The organism is Actinobacillus arthritidis (assembly GCF_029774155.1).
Lineage (GTDB): Bacteria > Pseudomonadota > Gammaproteobacteria > Enterobacterales > Pasteurellaceae > Actinobacillus > Actinobacillus arthritidis.
Map to the genome: position 1 here is coordinate 1,157,093 of NZ_CP103833.1, position 19,394 is coordinate 1,176,486.

The window sequence follows — 19,394 nt, forward strand, 5'->3', positions numbered from 1 at the left end:
TAAGCTTCTGCCAAATCTCCCCTTCCCCTCTTTGCTAAAGAGGGGAACAGTTAGAAGGAATATATTATGACCCAAATTCAATTATCCCAACAAAAATTTACCGAACATTATGGCTATACTCCACAACAAACGGTTTTTGCACCAGGACGAGTTAATATTATCGGTGAACACACCGATTACAATGACGGCTTTGTAATGCCTTGTGCAATTAACTACGGTATGGCGGTCAGCTTTAGTAAACGTGACGATTCGGTTTGGCGAGTCTATGCGATTGATATTGATGAACAAGATGAGTTCGACCTTAGCCAACCGATTGAACCGTCTGAACACAAATGGGCAAATTACGTACGTGGCGTGGTGAAATATATTCAAGCCAAATGTCCTGAGTTTAAACAAGGTGCGGATTTAGCAATGACGAGTGACGTACCGATGTCTTCCGGTTTAAGTTCGTCTGCCGCTTTAGAGATTTCAATCGGCAAAACCGCACAAGTGTTAGGTGATTTGCCACTTAGTTTGGCGGAAATCGCTTTAATCGGGCAAGAAGCTGAGAACAAATTTGTCGGCGCAAACTGCGGCAATATGGATCAACTCACCTCGGCGCTCGGACAAAAAGATCAATTAATTATGATTGATTGCCGTTCGCTAGACATTACCCCAACACCGGTTCCACACGGTTATTCAATTGCGATTATCAATTCTAACGTTAAACACGACTTAGTGACCGGCGAATATAACAGCCGCCGTCAAGAATGTGAGTTCGCCGCCAAATTCTTTGGGGCGAAAGCATTGCGTGATGTCACACCTACGCAATTTATCGAGCGAGCGGCGGAGCTACAAGCAGAAAATGAGCTTGCCTACAAACGTGCTAAACATATCATTAGCGAAAATCAGCGTGTATTAGAAGCGGTCGAAGCCTTAAAAGCAAATGATATGGTCAAACTCGGTCAATTAATGGCAGGGTCTCACGATTCTATGCGTGATGATTTTGAAATTACCATTCCGGAAATTGATTACTTAGTCGAATTGGCACAAGTGGCGATCGGTAAAAATGGTGGTGCACGTATGACCGGTGGTGGCTTCGGTGGTTGTATCGTTTGTTTAGTACCAAACGAAAAAGTGGAACATTTACGTCAAATGATTGCAGAAAATTATGAAAAACAAACCGGTATCAAAGAAACCTTTCATCTTTGTACCGCTTGTGACGGTGTTCATCTTATTTAACGATTAATTTTTCAGAAATCACGGAAACTCTCCGTGGTTTCTTGCTTTCGGAGCAAGTTATGAAAACCTTTATCCTCGAAAACTCATTCCTCAAAATCACTCTGTCAGACTTCGGTGCATCTTGGCTTTCTTGTGTCGTAAAACATCCAAAAGGTGAACGTGAAGTGTTAGTCACTACCTCTGTAGAAAATTGGAAAAATCAGACCGCTTACTTTGGAGCAACTTGTGGTCGTTATGCCAATCGTATTGCCAATGCTGAATATCAGCTTAACGGTAAAATCTATACTCTAGCAAAAAATGATGGTGAAAATACCTTGCACGGTGGTGTAAAAGGGGGAGATAAACAAGTTTGGCAAGCAGAGCAAATTAATCCGCAAGCGGTCAAATTTAGCCGGATTTTTGCCGACGGCGAAGAAGGGTTCGGCGGTGAAGTCCATGCCTTTGTCACTTATCGTTTGAATGGAAAAGAAGTCGAAATCGAATTTGAAGCAACCGTCAATCAAGATACCCCGCTCTGCTTTACCAATCACGCTTATTTCAATTTACTCGGCACAGGTGATGTACTTTCGCATCAACTGATGATTAACGCAGATGAATATTTACCGGTCGGTGCAGACGGTATCCCGGTTTTACCGTTTAAAGCGGTGGCTCATACCGGCTTCGATTTTTCAACGCCTAAATCGATCGGGCAAGACTTGCTGAAAGATGCCGATCAACAGTTGGTAAAAGGCTACGATCACGCTTTCAAATTGGTAAAAAATTCTTCAAAACCGACCGCTTGTTTAACGGTGGAAGATCTTGCACTTGAACTCAATACCTCAATGCCGGCGTTGCAATGCTATTCAGGGAATTGGCTTGGCGGGCAACCAAATCTGAGCGGTTCAACTTATCAAGATTACGCAGGCGTTGCTTTAGAACCGGAATTTTTCCCTGATTCGCCAAACCAAGCTGAACTGGCAAAATTCGGTGGCATTACCAAAGCGGGCGAACGCTATAAACACGATATTCGTTATACCTTTCACTTTTAATTTGTAAACATCGAGGAAATTATCATGATACTGCCAAATTACTTCCAAGATCCGAATATACTCCACGTAAATACCGTTGAACATCACGCTTATTTTATTCCGCATAAACAAAATGAAATAGCTTTAAGCGGCAAGCGTGAACAATCCGATTACTTTACTCTACTCAACGGTCAATGGGATTTTAATTACTTTCAAAGCTATCATGACCTACCGGATAATTTCCTTGATGCTTGCGTTCGAACATAAAATTCCGGTACCGGCAAATTGGCAAAATCACGGGTTTGATCATCATCACTATACCAATATTAACTACCCGTTCCCGTTTGATCCGCCATTTGTGCCACATCAAACTCCGTGTGGCGTGTATCATCGTACTCTGCAACTTACTCCGAAAAGCAATAAGCGTTATTTGCTCAATTTTGAAGGCGTAGACTCTTGTTTATTTGTTTACGTGAATAAACAGTTTGTCGGCTATAGTCAAATCAGCCACAGCACCTCCGAATTTGATGTTAGCGATTATTTACAAGTCGGCACCAACCATTTAACCGTAGTGGTACTGAAATGGTGTGACGGCGACTATTTAGAAGATCAAGACAAATTCAGAATGTCGGGCATTTTCCGTGATGTCTATTTACTTGAACGAGAACAAAATTATCTGCAAGATTTCTTTATTCAATATGAATTGGACGATGAATTACGTCACGCCAATCTGAAAGTGGAAACGCTTTTTAGCCGTCAGCCGCAAGCGATTGAATATCAATTACTCGATCCGAAAGGCTTTACCGTTTTCAATCAAACCGATACGCGACTTAATATTGATGTCGAAGATATTCAGTTATGGAATGCCGAAAACCCACAACTTTACACCTTAATTTTACGTACTTCGGAAGAAGTAATTGTGCAAAAAATCGGTTTTAGAAAAGTGGAAATTAAAGACGGCATTTTATTATTTAATCAGCAATCGATTAAATTTAAAGGGGTAAACCGCCACGATAGCGATCCAAAAACCGGTTATGCGATTAGCTACGCACAAGCGCATAAAGATTTACAGCTGATGAAACAGCATAATATCAACTCAATTCGTACCGCCCATTATCCGAATGCACCTTGGTTTAGCGAATTATGCGATCAATACGGTTTTTATCTGATTGGCGAAAGTGATGTCGAATCTCACGGTGCTTCAATGCTAACTGTCAAAACACCGGAACCGAGTATTTTCTTAAACCATGAAAACGATTTGCAAACCGCACGTATCCGCCAAGATACGATCGATAATTTCTGCTACTTTGCCCGTGATCCGCTGTTCAAAAAAGCGATTTTAGACCGCCAACAAGCCAACGTGGAACGAGACAAAAACCGTACTTCAATTATTATTTGGTCGCTAGGTAATGAATCCGGCTACGGTACAAACTTTGAAGCAGCGGCATGGATTAAACAACGTGATAAATCTCGTCTAGTGCATTACGAAAGCTCGATTTACCAACATTCTGCCGATAATAATGATCTATCAAATTTAGATTTTTATAGTGAAATGTACGGTTCAACTGAAGATATCGACCGCTATTGTGCTACCACTCAAACTAAACCTTTCGTATTGTGTGAATACAGTCACGCAATGGGTAATTCAAACGGCGATGCGGAAGATTATTGGCAAGCGTTCCATCGTCATCCGCAATCATGCGGCGGTTTTGTGTGGGAATGGTGCGATCACGCCCCGTACCGTGCTAACGGTCAATTCGGTTATGGCGGTGATTTCGGCGACAGCCCGCACGATGGAAATTTCTGTATGGACGGTTTAGTTTCACCGGATCGTATTCCGCACAGTAATTTATTGGAGCTTAAAAATGTGAATCGCCCTGCACGTGCCGAATTAATCGATAACCAAATTGTGATCCACAACTATTTGGATTTCACCGATCTCGCTGATTATCTGACAATTGATTACGAATTTGTCGAAAACGGCGTGGTTACAAGCGGTGGAAATTTATCTGTTTCTTGCAAACCGCACAGCAACTCAGTATTGCCGATTGAGTTACCAAAAAATAACGGGCATTTATGGCTATTGAATTTAGATTATCGCTTAAATACCGCGGTTGAATTATTAGACGAAGCACATTCACTTGGCTTCGAGCGGCTCAATTTATTTAACGAAAATAAATTAATATTACCGCCATGTAAGATTAAAAATAGCACGATTGAAAACAGTACATTTGAAGTACAGGAAGATCGCTTCCACATTAACGTACACAATGGGCAATTTAGTTACCAATTAGATAAACAGAAAGGGATTTTCAGCCGTATTGAAAAAGCTGGCAAAGCGATTATTCAACAACCGTTAGATTTTAATATCTGGCGTGCGCCGACCGATAATGATCGTCTCATTCGTGAAGCATGGCAAAATGCCGGCTACGATAAAGCCTATACCAGGGCTTATGAAATTCAGTGGCAACAAAGCGAACAAGCGGTCGAATTTTCAGTAAAATCTGCGATTGTGTCAATTTCTCGTGGTCGTCTTTTAACGCTGGATATTGGTTATCGTATCTTAAATGACGGACAGATTTCGGTGGAAATTAATGCAATCCGCCCAACCGAATTACCGTATTTACCTCGTTTCGGTTTACGCTTCTGGCTTGCTAAAGCGGAAAATGCGGTCGAATATTTCGGTTATGGCGAGCAAGAAAGCTATGTGGATAAACACCATTTAGCGAAGTTAGGCATCTACCATACCACGGCAAAACAAAATCATACCGATTATGTTAAACCGCAGGAGAACGGCGACCACTACGGTTGCGAATACCTCAAATCGGAAAATCTGTTTGTGAGTGCAAGCCAACCGTTCAGCTTTAATCTCTCGCCATATACGCAAGAGGAATTAACCGCGAAAAAACATTGCTACGAGCTACAAGAATCCGATTACAGCGTGTTATGTATCGATTACAAAATGAGTGGAATCGGATCTAACTCGTGCGGTCCGAACTTAAAAGATCAATACCGCTTAATGGAAGACAAATTTAGTGTGAGGTTTGATTTGGTGGTAGGTTAGTTTATGTAAATGAATGATGTAGGGGCGAACTCTGTTCGCCCCTACAAATAAACTTTTGTGCAACTGCGGCATAATGCCGCTTTTTACAGCTCCTACCACTTGTTTTCTTTTCTGTATTCCCTGTGTATTCCGTGGTGATTAAAACAGCACGCCACAGAATATCTATATTTTCTCACTTACCTTTTCTTCAGCTTTCGCAAAAATCGTGTTTTTAACCGAAGTTAATAATTGTTGGCGAATGGCAGAAAGTTTTGGCTTTTCGCCCGATTGAAACGCAACAGGACGACAAAATTCCATCGCTTTAATGCCTAATCTTGCCGTAAGTAAGCCAACACCAATGCCCTGTGCGGCTCGTAACGAAAGTTTAGCGGTTAGATTCTGCGAGAAAAACTCCATACCGACATCGCTCACCACTTCGGTTGCTCCGGCAAACACCATATTGGTTAAGACCATTTTGAATAATTTCAAACGACTGAAATAACCTAATTGCATACCGTAGGTTTTGCTAATTTTATTGACTAACGTAATATTTCGCCATGCGACCATCAACACATCCACCATAGCTAACGGGCTAACCGCTACGATAATTGCATTCTCCGTCGCACTTTTTGAAATCATTCTTTTCACTTGCTTATCAAGCGGAGTGAGCACTGTTTCACTAAATAGATAAAGCACTTCTTTTGCATTGTAAGCCTCATTTAATTGGCTTTGCCAACGCTGTTGCGAATGTTGCACGCTTGGCACATTTTTTAAATTTGCCACAACTTCATTGCAGAAATTTATCGCTTTTTCACCGCTTGTCGTTGAAAGTTCTTCTAAAAGTAATTGCTCGCTTACTTGCTGTTGTTGCTGATGATGACGTAAAAAAACTAACTTCCGCCATTCACCGATAATCGCAATCACGCCGGTTAAACTGATTAAGGCGAACACAATCGCAAAAGCAAAATAAATCCATTGACGAGCTTGGAAAGTATCAATCAACCATTGTGCGCTTTGTGCTATCACGGCAATACCGAATAGTCCCAATGCAAACAACAATACTCTTACCCAAAAACGCGACGGTTTTAGGCTTTCTTCCACAATTAATTCCGCCTCAACCTCTTGATATTCCTCTTCAATTTGAACATCTTCCGAAGCCTCAAACTCTTGCTTGGCAACAAATTGTCGCTCTGCTGTGACCTCTTGCTCACTAAATATTTGTTTCTTCATCATTTTCTCTTTATAAATTAACCACGGAATACACTAAATTCACGGAAATAAAGTTTTCACATAATTATCCGTTTAATTTCTACTTTAGGAAATGCACCAAAATTAACAAGTAAACCTAACTTCATACCTGTTATTTTTAAATAGTTCATTAATTGAGCTTTATGCTCTTCTCTCAACAAACTAACTGCTTTTAATTCAATAATGATTGGGGTGTGTTATAAAAGGAATATTTCTAGCTCTAAATTCAAGCTCTAAACATTCTTGATAAACAGATTCTAAAAAACCATTACCCATTTGAAAATACACATCAAATATTGCACTGCGTAAAGCATACGTTTCTTGTTCAAAGAATAAGTTCATATATTCTCCCTTTAAAAAATCAATATTACTTATTATTACTTCTGTGTATTCTGTGTTTTCCGTGGTTAAAACCCTATTGTTAAATTCCTTGCTTTACCGCTCGTTCAATATGTGCTTTTAGACCGTCATAACCATGTTCTGTTTTGAGTATTTGGAACAAATCTTTGGCTTCCGGATATTCTTTATCCAAATAATGTAGCCATTGCTTAATTCTTGCCACATGATAAAAGCCCGAGTCATGCTCATTTTCCATATTTACATATTGAAACAGCAATTGCAGTACTTCATTCCATGCCATTTTAGGCTGATTAAATTTAACCACTCGGCTAAGGTTCGGCGTGTTTAATGCACCTCGCCCGATCATTAAACTCGAACAAGCGGTCGTATTTTGACAATTTTTTGCAGATTCAAAATCCCAGATTTCGCCATTGGCAATCACAGGAATCGAAAGACGTTTTTGAATTTCGCCGATTGCCTGCCAATTAATGCGTTCCGCTCGATAGCCGTCTTGTTTGGTACGACCGTGTACGGTAATTTCATCTGCACCGCCTTGTACCACCGCATCGGCAATTTCAAAACATTGATCTGCCGAATCCCAGCCCAAACGTACTTTCACCGAAACGATCTGATCCTGTGGAACCGCTTCTCGCATTGCTTTGGTTGCACGATAAATCAAATCCGGATCTTTCAGCAATGATGCCCCGCCATTACTGCCGTTTACCGTTTTAGACGGGCGTACGCAATTCAAATCCACCCCGTGCGATCCCAACTCTATCGCCAACTGAGCATTTTCTGCCAACCATTGCGGATGTTGTCCTAATAACTGCACTCGCACCGGCGTACCCGAATCAGTTAAACCACCTTGCAACAATTCAGGTGCAAGGCGATAAAATGCTTTCTTCGGTAATTTTTGATCCACCACTCGCACAAATTCTGAAATGCACAGATCATAATCATTTACTGCTGTCAGTAATTTGCGAACAAAAGGATCCAATACGCCTTGCATCGGCGCTAAAATAACTTTAGGTATCATATTCAATTATTTCACTTATGTGATTTAAAAATAAAGCGGTCGATTTTTGTAAAGTTTTTACCAAAAGTGACCGCTTGAAATGATTAATGCTATTCGTAAAAATGGGATCTAATTCGCAAGTCAGGACGGACAATCAGATAAATGATAAGTGCGGTAATTGCTCCCAAAGTATCCGCTAACATATCTTTTTGTGCATCCCAAATATCGCCTTGCGATCCTAAAAATTCAATGCCTGCATTACCCCCTTCAACTACCGCATATTGCCATTCGATAATTTCATAACTGGCGGCAACCGCCATAATAAAAAATAGCGAAAAGAATATTGCAACACCTAATCCGCACTTACGGCGGCGTAATAGCCATTCCGCCATCGGGAAACTATAAAAACCGATGATATAGTGTGCTACTCTATCGAAATGGTTACGATCTTCGCCCAAAATCGGACTAAGAAACTGATTCGCCCATTCAAAAGGCACATTGGCAAAGGTATATTTTGCACCGATTAAATGCATAATCATCCATAAAGACATTAAGATATAAGCCAAACCGCTAAATTGAAATTTAGGATATGTCAAAATTAGTAAGCCGAATACTACAAAAATCGGCATTACTTCCGCATACCAAACCGCCCGATCTGACGGAATAATCCCCGACCATACTGCAATTGCGATAATCACAATCGCTAAAAACAGCGGAATAATATGTGAACGCTGGTCCATTATTTCCATCCTTTGACTTTACAAATTAAATCATAAGCCGCTTGAATTTGTTGCGCTTTCTCTTTAGCTAACTCCATCATCTCGTCCGGCAGACCTTTTGCCGCTAATTTATCCGGATGATGCTCGTTCATTAATTTACGATACGCACGTTTAACCGTATTTTGCTCATCATTTTCCGTGACACCTAATACCGTATAAGCATCTTTTACATTTGGACCACTTGGACGATAACCACCATAATTTCCTTGAGATTGATGATATGAATCACTTTGTTGTTGAGATTGCTGATAAAAACCACCGGAACGGAACTGTTGTGCGACCATTACCATTGCAATCATCTGCTCAAATTGGAAACGATTCATTCCCATGGTTTCCGCAATAGTAAACAGAATCTGTTGCTCATTAGAATCCAACTGTCCATCCTGCAATGCGACCTGCATTTGTACTTCAACAAAGAAACGCAATAAATCAGCACGTTGCCCACAAGCCTCCCTAAACTCTTGAATCACCGTGCGTAATGGGAAATCAGCTTCTTTACCTAAAGTAAATGCTTGTTGAGCTAATTGTTTCGCCTTTTCATCTAATTTTAGACGCGCCATAAGCTGGCGAGCTAAATGAATATCATCTTCCGTCACTCGACCTTTAGCCTTAGCAATATGCCCTAATGCGACAAACGTTGTTTGAGTAAACAATAACTGACGAGTCAAATTTTTACCAAAAACAGATGATCTTACAGAACCTAATTCATACAATTTTTTATCTGCCAAATGCCCGATAAATACGCCGAGTAAACCTCCAAAAATACCACCGAATAATTTATAGCCGACAAAAAAACCAATAATCTTACCAATAAATTGCATATAATCCCTCTTTTCTATTCATAAGAATATGCACTAAAAATTACGATATTCTAGCTTAAAAAGCTGAAAAAATAATTAAATCTTTCGATTTGTTCGTGTAAACATAAACATCATTAAACCTGAAATAAAAACGATCAAATAACCTAAAATACTCCAACTATCTGGAAATTGCTTAAATACGACAGCACCAAGAAATGCACTAAAAAGTACGGAAGAGTAACTATAAATAGAAATATCTTTCGCAATTGCATATTTATAAGCTAATGTCACAGAAAACTGCCCGACTGTTGCGGTAATTCCTGATAATAATAAGTAAGTTATTTGAACTGCATTTATGGGGACAAAATCTAACAAAACAAAGGGGAATAAGACAATTGTCGAAAATGCTGAAAAGAAAAAAACAATCGTATTTGAGCTTTCAGACTGAGCTTTTTGTCCTAATATACGTAAACAAAGATAGGCTAATGCGGCAAAAACCGCACCAATTATTCCAATAAAATACGGAAAAAAATGAAGATCAAAGGCAGGCTTAATAATAAATAAAGCCCCAAAAAATGCGAGAAGACATAACCCTAATTGCATTAACGAGGCTTTTTCCTTCAAAAAAAGGGCGGAAAAAACAATGAGTATAAACGAAGTGAGCTTACCGATCATATCAACATCACTTAATACTAAATGGTCAATAATATAAACACCGCATAAGATACCAAATAAGCCGGTGATCGAACGTAGTAACAATATACATCTATTTTCTTTTCTACCTAAAAATAACTGCTTATTTCGCCAAATAATATAGCCACTAATTAATGCTGTTATTGCATTACGAAAAATAGCTTTCTCAGCTAATGGTAATTCTCCAGCCAAACGCATAAAAAGAGCCATCAGAGAAAAGCCTAAAGCAGATAATAAAATACAAATAATTCCCTTCATTAACGGGGAAATATGATTCCAAAAAGTCATAATTAGTTTTGCAAAAACATAAAAAAATTTAATCGCTTGCAAATAAATAAAGCCCTGAACAATCAGGGCTTTATTTGTCTATTCAGTAACTAAATACAAATTAGTATTCTAATACTGCACGACGGTTTTTCGCATAGTCAGATTCAGAGTGACCTAACACAGCTGGTTTTTCTTCACCGTAAGAAACAGTTGAAACTTGGTTAGCACCTTTAGTTGCTAAGTAGTTTTTAACTGCGTCTGCACGACGTTGACCTAATGCGATGTTGTACTCTGGAGTACCACGTTCATCAGCGTGACCAGCAACAGTTACTTTACCGTTTGAAGATGTTAAGTATGCGGCGTGTGCATCTAAAAGTTGTTGGTATTCGCCTTCAACTGCATAGCTATCGAAACCGAAGTACACAGTGTTATAACGAGTTTGTAAATCTTGTGCTGACATACCGCCAAATTGACCTGCTTGCGCCATTTGCATTAGCGTTTGCATTTGCGTTGTCTGATGAGTCAGCGCAGTCGCTAATACGAAAGCTGGTGCCGCGATCATTAACACTTTAGCTAGTTTTTTCATTTGTTGCTCCTAAAAAAGAATTTTATTTAGTCAAATACGGTGACCAAGCAGGGAATTTAAATTGTCCACCTGCTCCCGGCAAGTTAGCTTTAAAACGGCCATCTGCGGACACCAATTGTAGCACTTTGCTCGTACCTTTGGTAGAGCTATAAATAACCATAATACCATTTGGTGAAATACTTGGACTTTCATCTAGGAAAGTTGAACTCAATACTTCCGTGCCACCTGAAGCGAGATCACGTTTCACAACTTTATCACCGGCAATCATGATTAAATTCTTACCATCAGATGATACTTTAGCATTATAGCTACCGCTACCCCCCATAGGGCTAGCACCACCACCTGATGAACTCATTCTATATACTTGGGGAGAACCAGCACGGTCTGAAGTAAAGTAAATTGTACTTCCATCTGGAGACCAACTTGGTTCTGTATTATTACCTGCATTTGCAGTCAGTTTTGATGGCGAACCGCCACCAGCATTCACAACATAAATATTTAACTCGCCGTCTTGGTTTGAAGCAAATGCAATACGTGAACCGTCCGGAGAAAATGCTGGTGCACCATTATGACCTTTTAATGCCGCAACCACTCGACGCGAACCAGAACGAAGATCATGTACAACTACTTGAGCCTTTTTATTCTCAAAAGTTACATAGGCTAATTTACCACCTTCAGGTGACCATTCCGGCGACATTAATGGCTCTTTACTTTTTGCCACAGTAAATGCGTTATAGCCATCATAATCTGAAACCCTTAATTCATATGATGATACACCACGTTGTACTACATAAGCAATTTTTGTTCTAAAAGCACCGCGAATTTGAGTGATTTTCTCAAATACTTGGTCACTTACCGTATGTGCACCTTGACGAATTTGAGTCGCCGGTACATTAAATGAGCCTTGAGCTAATACAGCAACTGGATTACTTAATGTATCAACTAACTGATAAGCAACATTATAACCGCCGCCAGTCGGCGTCACTTGACCCACAACAATTGTATCAACACCAATATCGGTCCATTGCTGAGAATTTACCTCTGTCGCAGAACCTGGTTGAGCAGGTAATTTTGCTCTTTCTACTGGTGTAAATTTACCACTATTACGTAAATCGTCAGCAACAATTTGTCCTACATCCGCAGGCACTCCTCCATTAGCTTTAAACGGCACAACAGCAATAGGTTGAGCCATACTAACGCCTTCATCAACTGAAATAACCACATCAGAATCAGCCAATGCAAAATGACTAAAAGCTAATGTAAATACACCAATTATACTCGTTAAACGAGATTTTAATTTCATCTTAAACCTCTAGGTTATTATAGAACTTTCAAACCAAACTTAATAATCGGAGATTTATATTTGTTATAAGTCTCCTCATTTGGTGCTCTTGGAACATTTCTTGCAGAAGTAACCGCCGTTACTGTTGCTCGACAAATATCATCCGGACCTGATAATACTTGATGATTTGTAATGTTACCTGCTGGATCAATAAAGATCTTCACCTGACATTCACGCCCACTAAAGCTTGGATCAACACGATAGGTTCGCGCCAATTTCTTCTTAATTAGCTGTGCATAACCAGTATCAGCTACGCCTTTTCCGTCACCGATACCTTTCGAGTTACCATTACCTTGAGAACCCGCAGTATTTTTATTACCGCCTCTACTCGAACCACCACCAATATCTCCACCACTTAAGAAATCATCAAGAGCTTTATTATTTTTGGCTTGAGTTGCCTTGGTCTGCTGCATCTGCTTTAGCCTTCGCTTCTGCTGTACGCTTTCGCTTTAGCTTCTTTTTCGGCTTTAGCCTTAGCTTCTTTCTCCGCTTTTAGTTTCGCTTCTTTTTCAGCTTTTTCTTTAGCTTCTTTCTCTGCTTTAACTTTGGCTTCTTTTTCCGCCTTTAGTTTCGCTTCTTTTTCAGCTTTTTCTTTCGCCTCTTTTTCTGCTTTTAATTTTGCTTCTTTCTCGGCCTGTTTTTGCTCTTCAAGTTTTTTCTGCTGTTCCGCTTTTTTCTGAGCTTCTTTTGCCTTCTTCTCTTCCTCAGTCGCTTTTGTCGCCGCTTCTAAGTTTCTAGCCTCCGCCTCAGCTCTTAAGCGAGTCGCTTCCGTCGCTTTTTTACGAGTAGCTTCTTCCGCTTGCTCTTTTTTAAGTCGCTCTTGCTTTGCAATCTCTTGCTGACGTTGCTTGCTCAGCTTTTTGGCGCTGTTCCTCTTCACGTTGCTCTTCTTGTTTTTTACGTTCTTCAATCATTGCAACGCGTTGCTGTTCTTTCTCTTGTTGTTCAGCAATCTCTTGAGGTGTCGGTTCTTCCTCTACTACTTCAGGTTTTGGTTTTTCTTGCTCCGCCACCTTCGGTTGTGCACTGCCTTTTTTGTCTGATTTTAAGCGTCCGTACTCGGCGACAACCTGCCCAGTATCAACCATAACAGCTTCAAACTCTTCACCTGTACCACCACTACCGCCAGTTGCTTCTTCTAGCGTAGTCTTGGTAAAAAATGAACCAAGTAGAAGCAATCCAATCAACAATGCATGTAATAGGACTGAAACTATAACCGCCAGTTCTAGTCTGTCGTCTTTAGATTTCACACGTTATCCTTATTACTATTTGCCTTGGGTCATTAACCCAGCATTTTTAATACCCGCATCTTTTAAAAGAACAATTCCTTTGATAACTTCTTCATAAGGAATATCTTTCTCTGCCGCCACAAGGAAAAGCGTATTAGGATCTTTCTGGAATGCTTCACCGGCATACGCAACAACTTCTTGCTCACCTAACGCTTCCTGTCCACTACTCCCTTGTACAAAGTTACCGTCAATTTTTAATTTATATAAACCGACATCCGCAACTTGCAAAATGACGGGAGTTTTATCTTCATTAGATACCGATTGACTATGTTTATCTTCTGGTAAATTGACCTCAACACTTTGGCTGATAACCGGTGCAGTTGCCATGAAGATAAGCAATAGTACAAGCAATACGTCCAAAAATGGCACGATATTGATTTCAGATTTAATGTCATTACGTTTACGACGGTAAGACATATTTTCCTCTTATACATTAGTGAATAAAAGATCTGACCATATTAAGCGGTCAGATCTCATGAGTTTTTTACTACTCGCTTATTTTTTAGAAAATGCTTGGCGATGTAAAATAGTAGTAAATTCATCAATAAAATTAGCATAATCTTGTTCTAGTTTATTTACACGTAAACTTAAACGATTGTATGCCATAACTGCTGGAATTGCGGCGAATAAGCCGATTGCTGTTGCAATCAAAGCTTCCGCAATACCCGGAGCAACTGATTGTAAGGTTGCCTGTTTTACTGCACTTAAGCCCATAAATGAGTGCATAATCCCCCATACGGTACCGAATAAACCGATATAAGGACTGATTGAACCTACTGTTCCTAAAAATGGAATGTAGCTTTCTAAATTTTCAATTTCACGGTTTAACGCTAAATTCATCGCTCGGCTAGAACCTTTCATGGTCGCTTCAGGTGCATCCGAGTTTACTTGCTGTAAACGCATATACTCTTTAAAACCAGCATAGAAAATTTGCTCTGAACCGGTTAAGCCATCACGACGATTTTCTAAACCTTCATGTAAGCGATGTAAATCTTCACCTGACCAAAATTTATTTTCAAACGCTAACGCATCTTTCTTTGCCGCTGTTAAAATACGGCTACGTTGAATAATGACAGCCCAAGATAAAATTGAGAACGTGATTAAGATTAAAATAACAATCTTAACAACAATACTTGCCTGCATAAACAGCGAAACAAGGTTAAAATCAGTTTCCATTTAATAGAACTCCGAATAAGTAATTTGTTTAAAAAATTAGACCGCTTGTAGTGCCTGACGTATATCATCAGGGATCGCCACAGGCTTCATTTTTGTTAAATCAACACTTGCAACGGTGACTTTTGCTTCACTTAAACAAATATCATCACGCCATAATTGTTGTTGAAATACAATCGTTGCTTTTTTTAACTCAGTTACGACTGTTTCGACTCTGAGTAAATCATCTAAACGAGCAGGAATTTTATAATCAATTTCTAATTTTTTTACGACAAAAGCAAATGAGCTGGCCAATAATTTTTGCTGAGAGAAGCCTACTTGGCGTAAATACTCTGTGCGTGCACGCTCAAAAAAACAGATGTAATTTGCATGGTAAACCACGCCTCCGGCATCCGTATCTTCATAATAAACTCTAATCGGGAAATTCATTTGTATTCCAATATTCGTCAAAATGAAAAACGCCCAAAAATTAGGCGTAAATTGTGTGCTATTTTAGAGAGAGAAAAATGGTTGTGCAATAGGGAAATGAAAATATTTTTTTATAAAAAAATTAATAAAAAAAGCGTAAGAAATCTTACGCCTATCTTAATGAAATTAAATAACTCAATGAACTAATGACAATTAAATAGCCTGTTATAGGTAAAAAGACTAGACGCCAAATCGCACTTTGAATTTCAAAGCCAATTCCATGAATCCACAAAATGGCCATGCCATAGAAAGCTAATATCGCTAAATAAGGGATATGCCCACCAAAATGCTGGGCAAATAGATTTGCATTCAGCAATATCATTGCAAATAGCACCCCGGCAAGAATAAAAGAAAGGGCCTTTAGCCAGCCCTTTCTTGTTAAATTATAGAGCGAATGAATCATTCACTATAATCCTATTCGTCAAATTTGCCTGTTTTCTCAATGCTAACAGTAATTACCGTTGCAAAAAGAATCGCAAGTAAAACGCCTAATACCCAAGTTACATAAAACATCTGTTTATCTCCTTAGTATGCACTTGCTTTGTTATCTTCTAAATATTTAGCATCTAAGCGACCATACATTTTGATGTATGACCAAATAGTATAAGCTAATACTAAAGGCACAAAGATACACGCAACAACTAACATTACTGTTAATGTATATTGACTTGCTGTTGAATCCCAAACCGTTAAGCTCATTTCAGGATGAGAAATTGACGGCATAATGAATGGGAACATAGATACAGCCGCAGTAACAATAACCCCAACAAGCATAATTGATGATGAGAAGAATGCTAAGCCGGAACGATTCACTTTAGAAGCAACAATCGTTAATAATGCACCTAATACCGCTAATGCAGGAACAACCCATAATACCGGCATCTCAGCAAAATTTCTGAACCATGCTTGCACTTTCAACCGCAACTGTTTTATTAGTTAAGAATGATTGTGCATTGTGATCTAAATCACTTGTGATCACAAAGCCATCCTTAAACGATAACCAAACACCCGCTAATACAAACGCAACTAATACGACTGCCGCAGTAACTTGAGCGGTTGCTCTCGCACGGTTACGCAAATCACCGGTCGTTTTCATTTGTAACCATGTCGCACCTTGTGTAGTTAACATCATTAAGCTTACTACACCACATAATAATGCGAACGGATTTAATAAACCAAAGAATGAACCTGTATATACTACTTGGTTAAGGTTATTAAATTCGAATGGTACGCCTTGTAATAAATTACCGAATGCAACACCGAAAATTAATGACGGAACAAAACCACCGACAAATAAACCCCAGTCCCAAGCATTACGCCATTTCGGGCTATCTACTTTAGCACGATATTCAAAACCTACCGGACGGAAAAATAACGCCGCTAGCACTAGAATCATCGCTAAATAGAAACCGGAGAATGATGTCGCATAAACCGTAGGCCATGCGACAAAAATCGCACCACCAGCTGTTAATAACCATACTTGGTTACCATCCCAGTGCGGAGCAATGGTATTAATCATTACTCGACGTTCAACATTACTTTTACCAATCACCGGTAGTAATGTTAATACGCCCATATCAAAACCGTCTGTAATCGCAAAGCCGATTAGCAATACGACAATCAGAATCCACCAAATAAAGCGGAGAATTTCATAATCGATCATTGTACACTCCTATTATTTTGTAGATTGTTCAAAATGATAACGACCAGTCTTTAATGCACTTGGACCAAGTCTGCCATATTTAAACATTAAATACATCTCAACCACGAGGAAGATAGTATATAAGCCGCAAAGTAAACCGATAGAAATCCAAAGGTCTGTTGTAGTCAATGCAGAATTAGACACGCCTGTTGGTAACATTTCATAAATTGCCCAAGGTTGACGACCGTATTCTGCTAGGAACCAACCTGACTCAATTGCAATCCATGGAAGCGGAATACCCCATAACATTGCTCTTAAGAATAAACGGTTTTTACCAACGGTACCACGTACGTTTTGGAAGAATGCGAAACCAATTAATAGAAGCATTAAACCACCAGAAGCCATCATTGCACGGAATGCCCAGAATGTTGGACCAACATTAGGAATGGTGCTTGCCGCACTTTTTGGATTTGCTCTTCAGTCGCATCAACTACATTCGGCGTATATTGTTTAAGTAATAAGCCGAAACCTAAATCTTTTTGTACTGCTTTAAATGCTTCTTTTTCTTCTGCAGTATAGTTACCCGCACGTAATTTTTCGAGTAACGCATATGCTTGAATACCGGTACGAACACGTTGTTCGTTGATTGCACGAATATCTTTTAAACCTTTAATTTCAGTATCAAAAGAACGTGTTGCAATAATACCTGCCATATATGGAATATGAATTGAAAATTCATTTTTCATTTCAGCGGTATTAGGAATTACAAATGCATTCCATGCCGCTGGAGCCGGTTGAGTTTCAAACTCACCTTCCATTGCCGCTAATTTAGTAGGTTGTGCTTTACCGATTTCGTAACCAGATTCATCACCCATAATTAACACAGCAAGAATCGCCATTAAACCAAAGCTTGCACCTACCGAGAATGAACGTTTTGCAAAACCGAGATCCTGACCTTTTAAGATATAGTAAGCACTAATACCCAATACAAATACCGCACCGCAAGTATAACCTGCTGTTACCGTATGTAAGAATTTAGATTGTGTTACTGGGTTTAATACGAGATCAGAGAAACTTACAAGTTCCATTCGCATGGTTTCGAAGTTAAATTCAGAACCAACCGGATTCTGCATCCAACCATTCGCAACAAGGATCCATAATGCTGAGAAGTTAGAACCGAATGCAACCGCATAAGTCGCAAGTAAGTGTTTACCTTTTGATAAACGATCCCAACCGAAGAAGAATAAACCAATGAAAGTTGACTCTAAGAAGAACGCCATTAAGCCTTCAATTGCTAATGGAGCACCAAAGATATCGCCCACATAGTGAGAATAATATGACCAGTTCATACCAAACTGGAATTCCATTGTAATACCAGTTGTTACACCAAGGGCAAAGTTAATACCGAATAACTTACCCCAGAATTTAGTCATATCTTTATAAACTTCTTTTCCTGTCGTTACATAAAGTGTTTCCATTACAACGAGAACGAAAGAAAGACCTAATGTTAACGGCACAAATAAGAAGTGATAGAGAGCAGTTAAAGCAAACTGCAAACGCGAGAGTTCAACAACGTCTAACATCTCAGACCTCTTATAAAGTATAATAAAATTTATTTATAGATTATTCTGAATACGAATAATCACCCCAACAAAATTTTGACCTAAAACAACCATATAACCACAAATAGGTATATGCTTTTTTAGAATCTACATTCCATTCTACCTTGAATTTAATAAATTAAAAATAGTCGATTTGTTACATCGATCACATTTCTAGCCAAAACTTTGAAACAATGTTAAAAGTTAGATTATTTTCACTCATATTTTTATAACTTTTCTTTAGCATCCCTACCTTTTATGGAGTATGTCTTTCTACACTTTTATGATTAGTTTTGATATTGGTCAAATAAAATGATCGAAAAGATCCAAAAAATTTGCTATTTAATAATGACTTTTATTTCTTGTTTGTTATAATCGAAGAAATCCAAACTATGCACCAAACGATAGTTTTTAACTATAATTGAAAAAGGTAAAACCATAATGTTAAAAAAAGTTCTTATTTCAACTTTCGCTAGCTTCATACTGGCATTCACAGCACAAACAGCGATGGCAGAGGTGAAAACTTCTTCACTTTCTATGGCAAAACCTTCTGTAAATCAAAGATTGCCAACACAATGCCAAAGAATGTTTAGTGTTGCAGATAAACTTGTTTCCGATGCGGAAAAACAACCCGGTACACATACCCAAGTTGCTAAAATGAAAAGTAAGTTATCTTCTACAAGACAACAAATCCTAAAAATGGAAACTGAAATGCAACAAAAAAGTTGTAATAAAGGTTTAACCGCTTTAAACACACTGAAACAAAAACATTAATCGTTTAGCCCTAAATTATTTAACCGAGCATTAATTACTAAAAAGATGCTCGTTTTTTTTATTGCTTTTAATTTGTAAAAAAATCAGAAAATTTGACCGCTTGTAAG

At 38.9% G+C, this 19,394-nt stretch carries 16 protein-coding genes and 5 pseudogenes; 4 read left to right on the forward strand and 17 right to left on the reverse strand.

Going from position 1 to position 19,394, the window contains the following annotated elements; translation table 11 throughout:
* Positions 1 to 66 precede the first annotated feature (66 nt).
* The 3 genes and pseudogenes from galK (at position 67) to NYR89_RS05315 (ending at position 5,292) form a co-directional block, all read left to right on the forward strand.
* The gene (gene galK / locus NYR89_RS05305) at positions 67 to 1,221 is read left to right on the forward strand and encodes a galactokinase (RefSeq protein ID WP_279445030.1); all 1,155 of its coding nucleotides are present in this window, start codon (positions 67 to 69) and stop codon (positions 1,219 to 1,221) included.
* Between the two features lie 59 nt (positions 1,222 to 1,280).
* A complete protein-coding gene (locus NYR89_RS05310) occupies positions 1,281 to 2,249 on the forward strand; it encodes a galactose-1-epimerase (RefSeq protein WP_279445031.1) in 969 nt (322 codons plus the stop codon).
* A 24-nt stretch (positions 2,250 to 2,273) separates the two neighbouring features.
* Positions 2,274 to 5,292: pseudogene (locus NYR89_RS05315) on the forward strand (glycoside hydrolase family 2 TIM barrel-domain containing protein).
* 162 nt (positions 5,293 to 5,454) lie between these two features.
* Here NYR89_RS05315 and NYR89_RS05320 read toward each other — a convergent pair.
* The 17 genes and pseudogenes from NYR89_RS05320 to NYR89_RS05395 form a co-directional block, all read right to left on the reverse strand.
* On the reverse strand, positions 5,455 to 6,501 hold the full coding sequence (locus tag NYR89_RS05320; protein ID WP_279446650.1) for a YcjF family protein: 1,047 nt from the start codon (positions 6,499 to 6,501) through the stop codon (positions 5,455 to 5,457).
* Between the two features lie 56 nt (positions 6,502 to 6,557).
* Entirely contained in the window at positions 6,558 to 6,650 is a 93-nt protein-coding gene (locus NYR89_RS10965; protein WP_423848458.1) for a GxxExxY protein, read from the reverse strand.
* Between the two features lie 46 nt (positions 6,651 to 6,696).
* Positions 6,697 to 6,861, reverse strand: a complete 165-nt coding sequence (locus NYR89_RS05325) for a GxxExxY protein (RefSeq protein WP_279445032.1) — start codon at positions 6,859 to 6,861, stop codon at positions 6,697 to 6,699.
* A gap of 79 nt (positions 6,862 to 6,940) precedes the next feature.
* On the reverse strand, positions 6,941 to 7,894 hold the full coding sequence (gene dusC / locus NYR89_RS05330; protein ID WP_279445033.1) for a tRNA dihydrouridine(16) synthase DusC: 954 nt from the start codon (positions 7,892 to 7,894) through the stop codon (positions 6,941 to 6,943).
* Positions 7,895 to 7,983: 89 nt separating this feature from the next.
* Positions 7,984 to 8,613 carry a DUF2238 domain-containing protein gene (locus tag NYR89_RS05335; protein WP_279445034.1) on the reverse strand — a complete coding sequence of 210 codons (630 nt, stop codon included), beginning with the start codon at positions 8,611 to 8,613 and terminating at the stop codon, positions 7,984 to 7,986.
* Positions 8,613 to 9,473: a co-chaperone DjlA gene (djlA, locus tag NYR89_RS05340; protein WP_279445035.1), complete on the reverse strand. Its 861-nt coding sequence runs from the start codon at positions 9,471 to 9,473 to the stop codon at positions 8,613 to 8,615. The genes NYR89_RS05335 and djlA overlap by 1 nt, the downstream gene beginning before the upstream one ends.
* Positions 9,474 to 9,548: 75 nt before the next feature.
* Positions 9,549 to 10,403: a DMT family transporter gene (locus tag NYR89_RS05345; protein ID WP_341536369.1), complete on the reverse strand. Its 855-nt coding sequence runs from the start codon at positions 10,401 to 10,403 to the stop codon at positions 9,549 to 9,551.
* A gap of 130 nt (positions 10,404 to 10,533) precedes the next feature.
* A pseudogene (gene pal, locus NYR89_RS05350) lies at positions 10,534 to 10,998 on the reverse strand (peptidoglycan-associated lipoprotein Pal).
* 22 nt (positions 10,999 to 11,020) lie between these two features.
* Complete coding sequence (gene tolB, locus NYR89_RS05355; RefSeq protein WP_279445037.1) at positions 11,021 to 12,301, reverse strand: Tol-Pal system beta propeller repeat protein TolB; 1,281 nt, start codon at positions 12,299 to 12,301, stop codon at positions 11,021 to 11,023.
* Positions 12,302 to 12,318: 17 nt separating this feature from the next.
* A pseudogene (gene tolA / locus NYR89_RS05360) lies at positions 12,319 to 13,590 on the reverse strand (cell envelope integrity protein TolA).
* A 15-nt stretch (positions 13,591 to 13,605) separates the two neighbouring features.
* Positions 13,606 to 14,046, reverse strand: coding sequence for a colicin uptake protein TolR (gene tolR, locus NYR89_RS05365; protein ID WP_018652049.1), 441 nt, complete (start codon positions 14,044 to 14,046; stop codon positions 13,606 to 13,608).
* A 78-nt stretch (positions 14,047 to 14,124) separates the two neighbouring features.
* Positions 14,125 to 14,805, reverse strand: coding sequence for a protein TolQ (gene tolQ / locus NYR89_RS05370; RefSeq protein WP_039197288.1), 681 nt, complete (start codon positions 14,803 to 14,805; stop codon positions 14,125 to 14,127).
* A gap of 36 nt (positions 14,806 to 14,841) precedes the next feature.
* Positions 14,842 to 15,231: a tol-pal system-associated acyl-CoA thioesterase gene (gene ybgC / locus NYR89_RS05375; protein ID WP_279445038.1), complete on the reverse strand. Its 390-nt coding sequence runs from the start codon at positions 15,229 to 15,231 to the stop codon at positions 14,842 to 14,844.
* Between the two features lie 151 nt (positions 15,232 to 15,382).
* Positions 15,383 to 15,673 (reverse strand): cyd operon protein YbgE, encoded by a 291-nt coding sequence (ybgE, locus tag NYR89_RS05380; protein ID WP_018652052.1) that lies wholly within the window; start codon positions 15,671 to 15,673, stop codon positions 15,383 to 15,385.
* 11 nt (positions 15,674 to 15,684) lie between these two features.
* Positions 15,685 to 15,783, reverse strand: coding sequence for a CydX/CbdX family cytochrome bd oxidase small subunit (locus NYR89_RS05385; protein ID WP_005619000.1), 99 nt, complete (start codon positions 15,781 to 15,783; stop codon positions 15,685 to 15,687).
* Positions 15,784 to 15,795: 12 nt separating this feature from the next.
* Positions 15,796 to 16,933: pseudogene (gene cydB / locus NYR89_RS05390) on the reverse strand (cytochrome d ubiquinol oxidase subunit II).
* A gap of 12 nt (positions 16,934 to 16,945) precedes the next feature.
* A pseudogene (locus NYR89_RS05395) lies at positions 16,946 to 18,495 on the reverse strand (cytochrome ubiquinol oxidase subunit I).
* A gap of 459 nt (positions 18,496 to 18,954) precedes the next feature.
* On the opposite strand from NYR89_RS05395, the gene NYR89_RS05400 reads away from it, so the two are divergent.
* Complete coding sequence (locus NYR89_RS05400) at positions 18,955 to 19,287, forward strand: DUF5339 domain-containing protein (protein ID WP_039197296.1); 333 nt, start codon at positions 18,955 to 18,957, stop codon at positions 19,285 to 19,287.
* Positions 19,288 to 19,394: the final 107 nt, after the last annotated feature.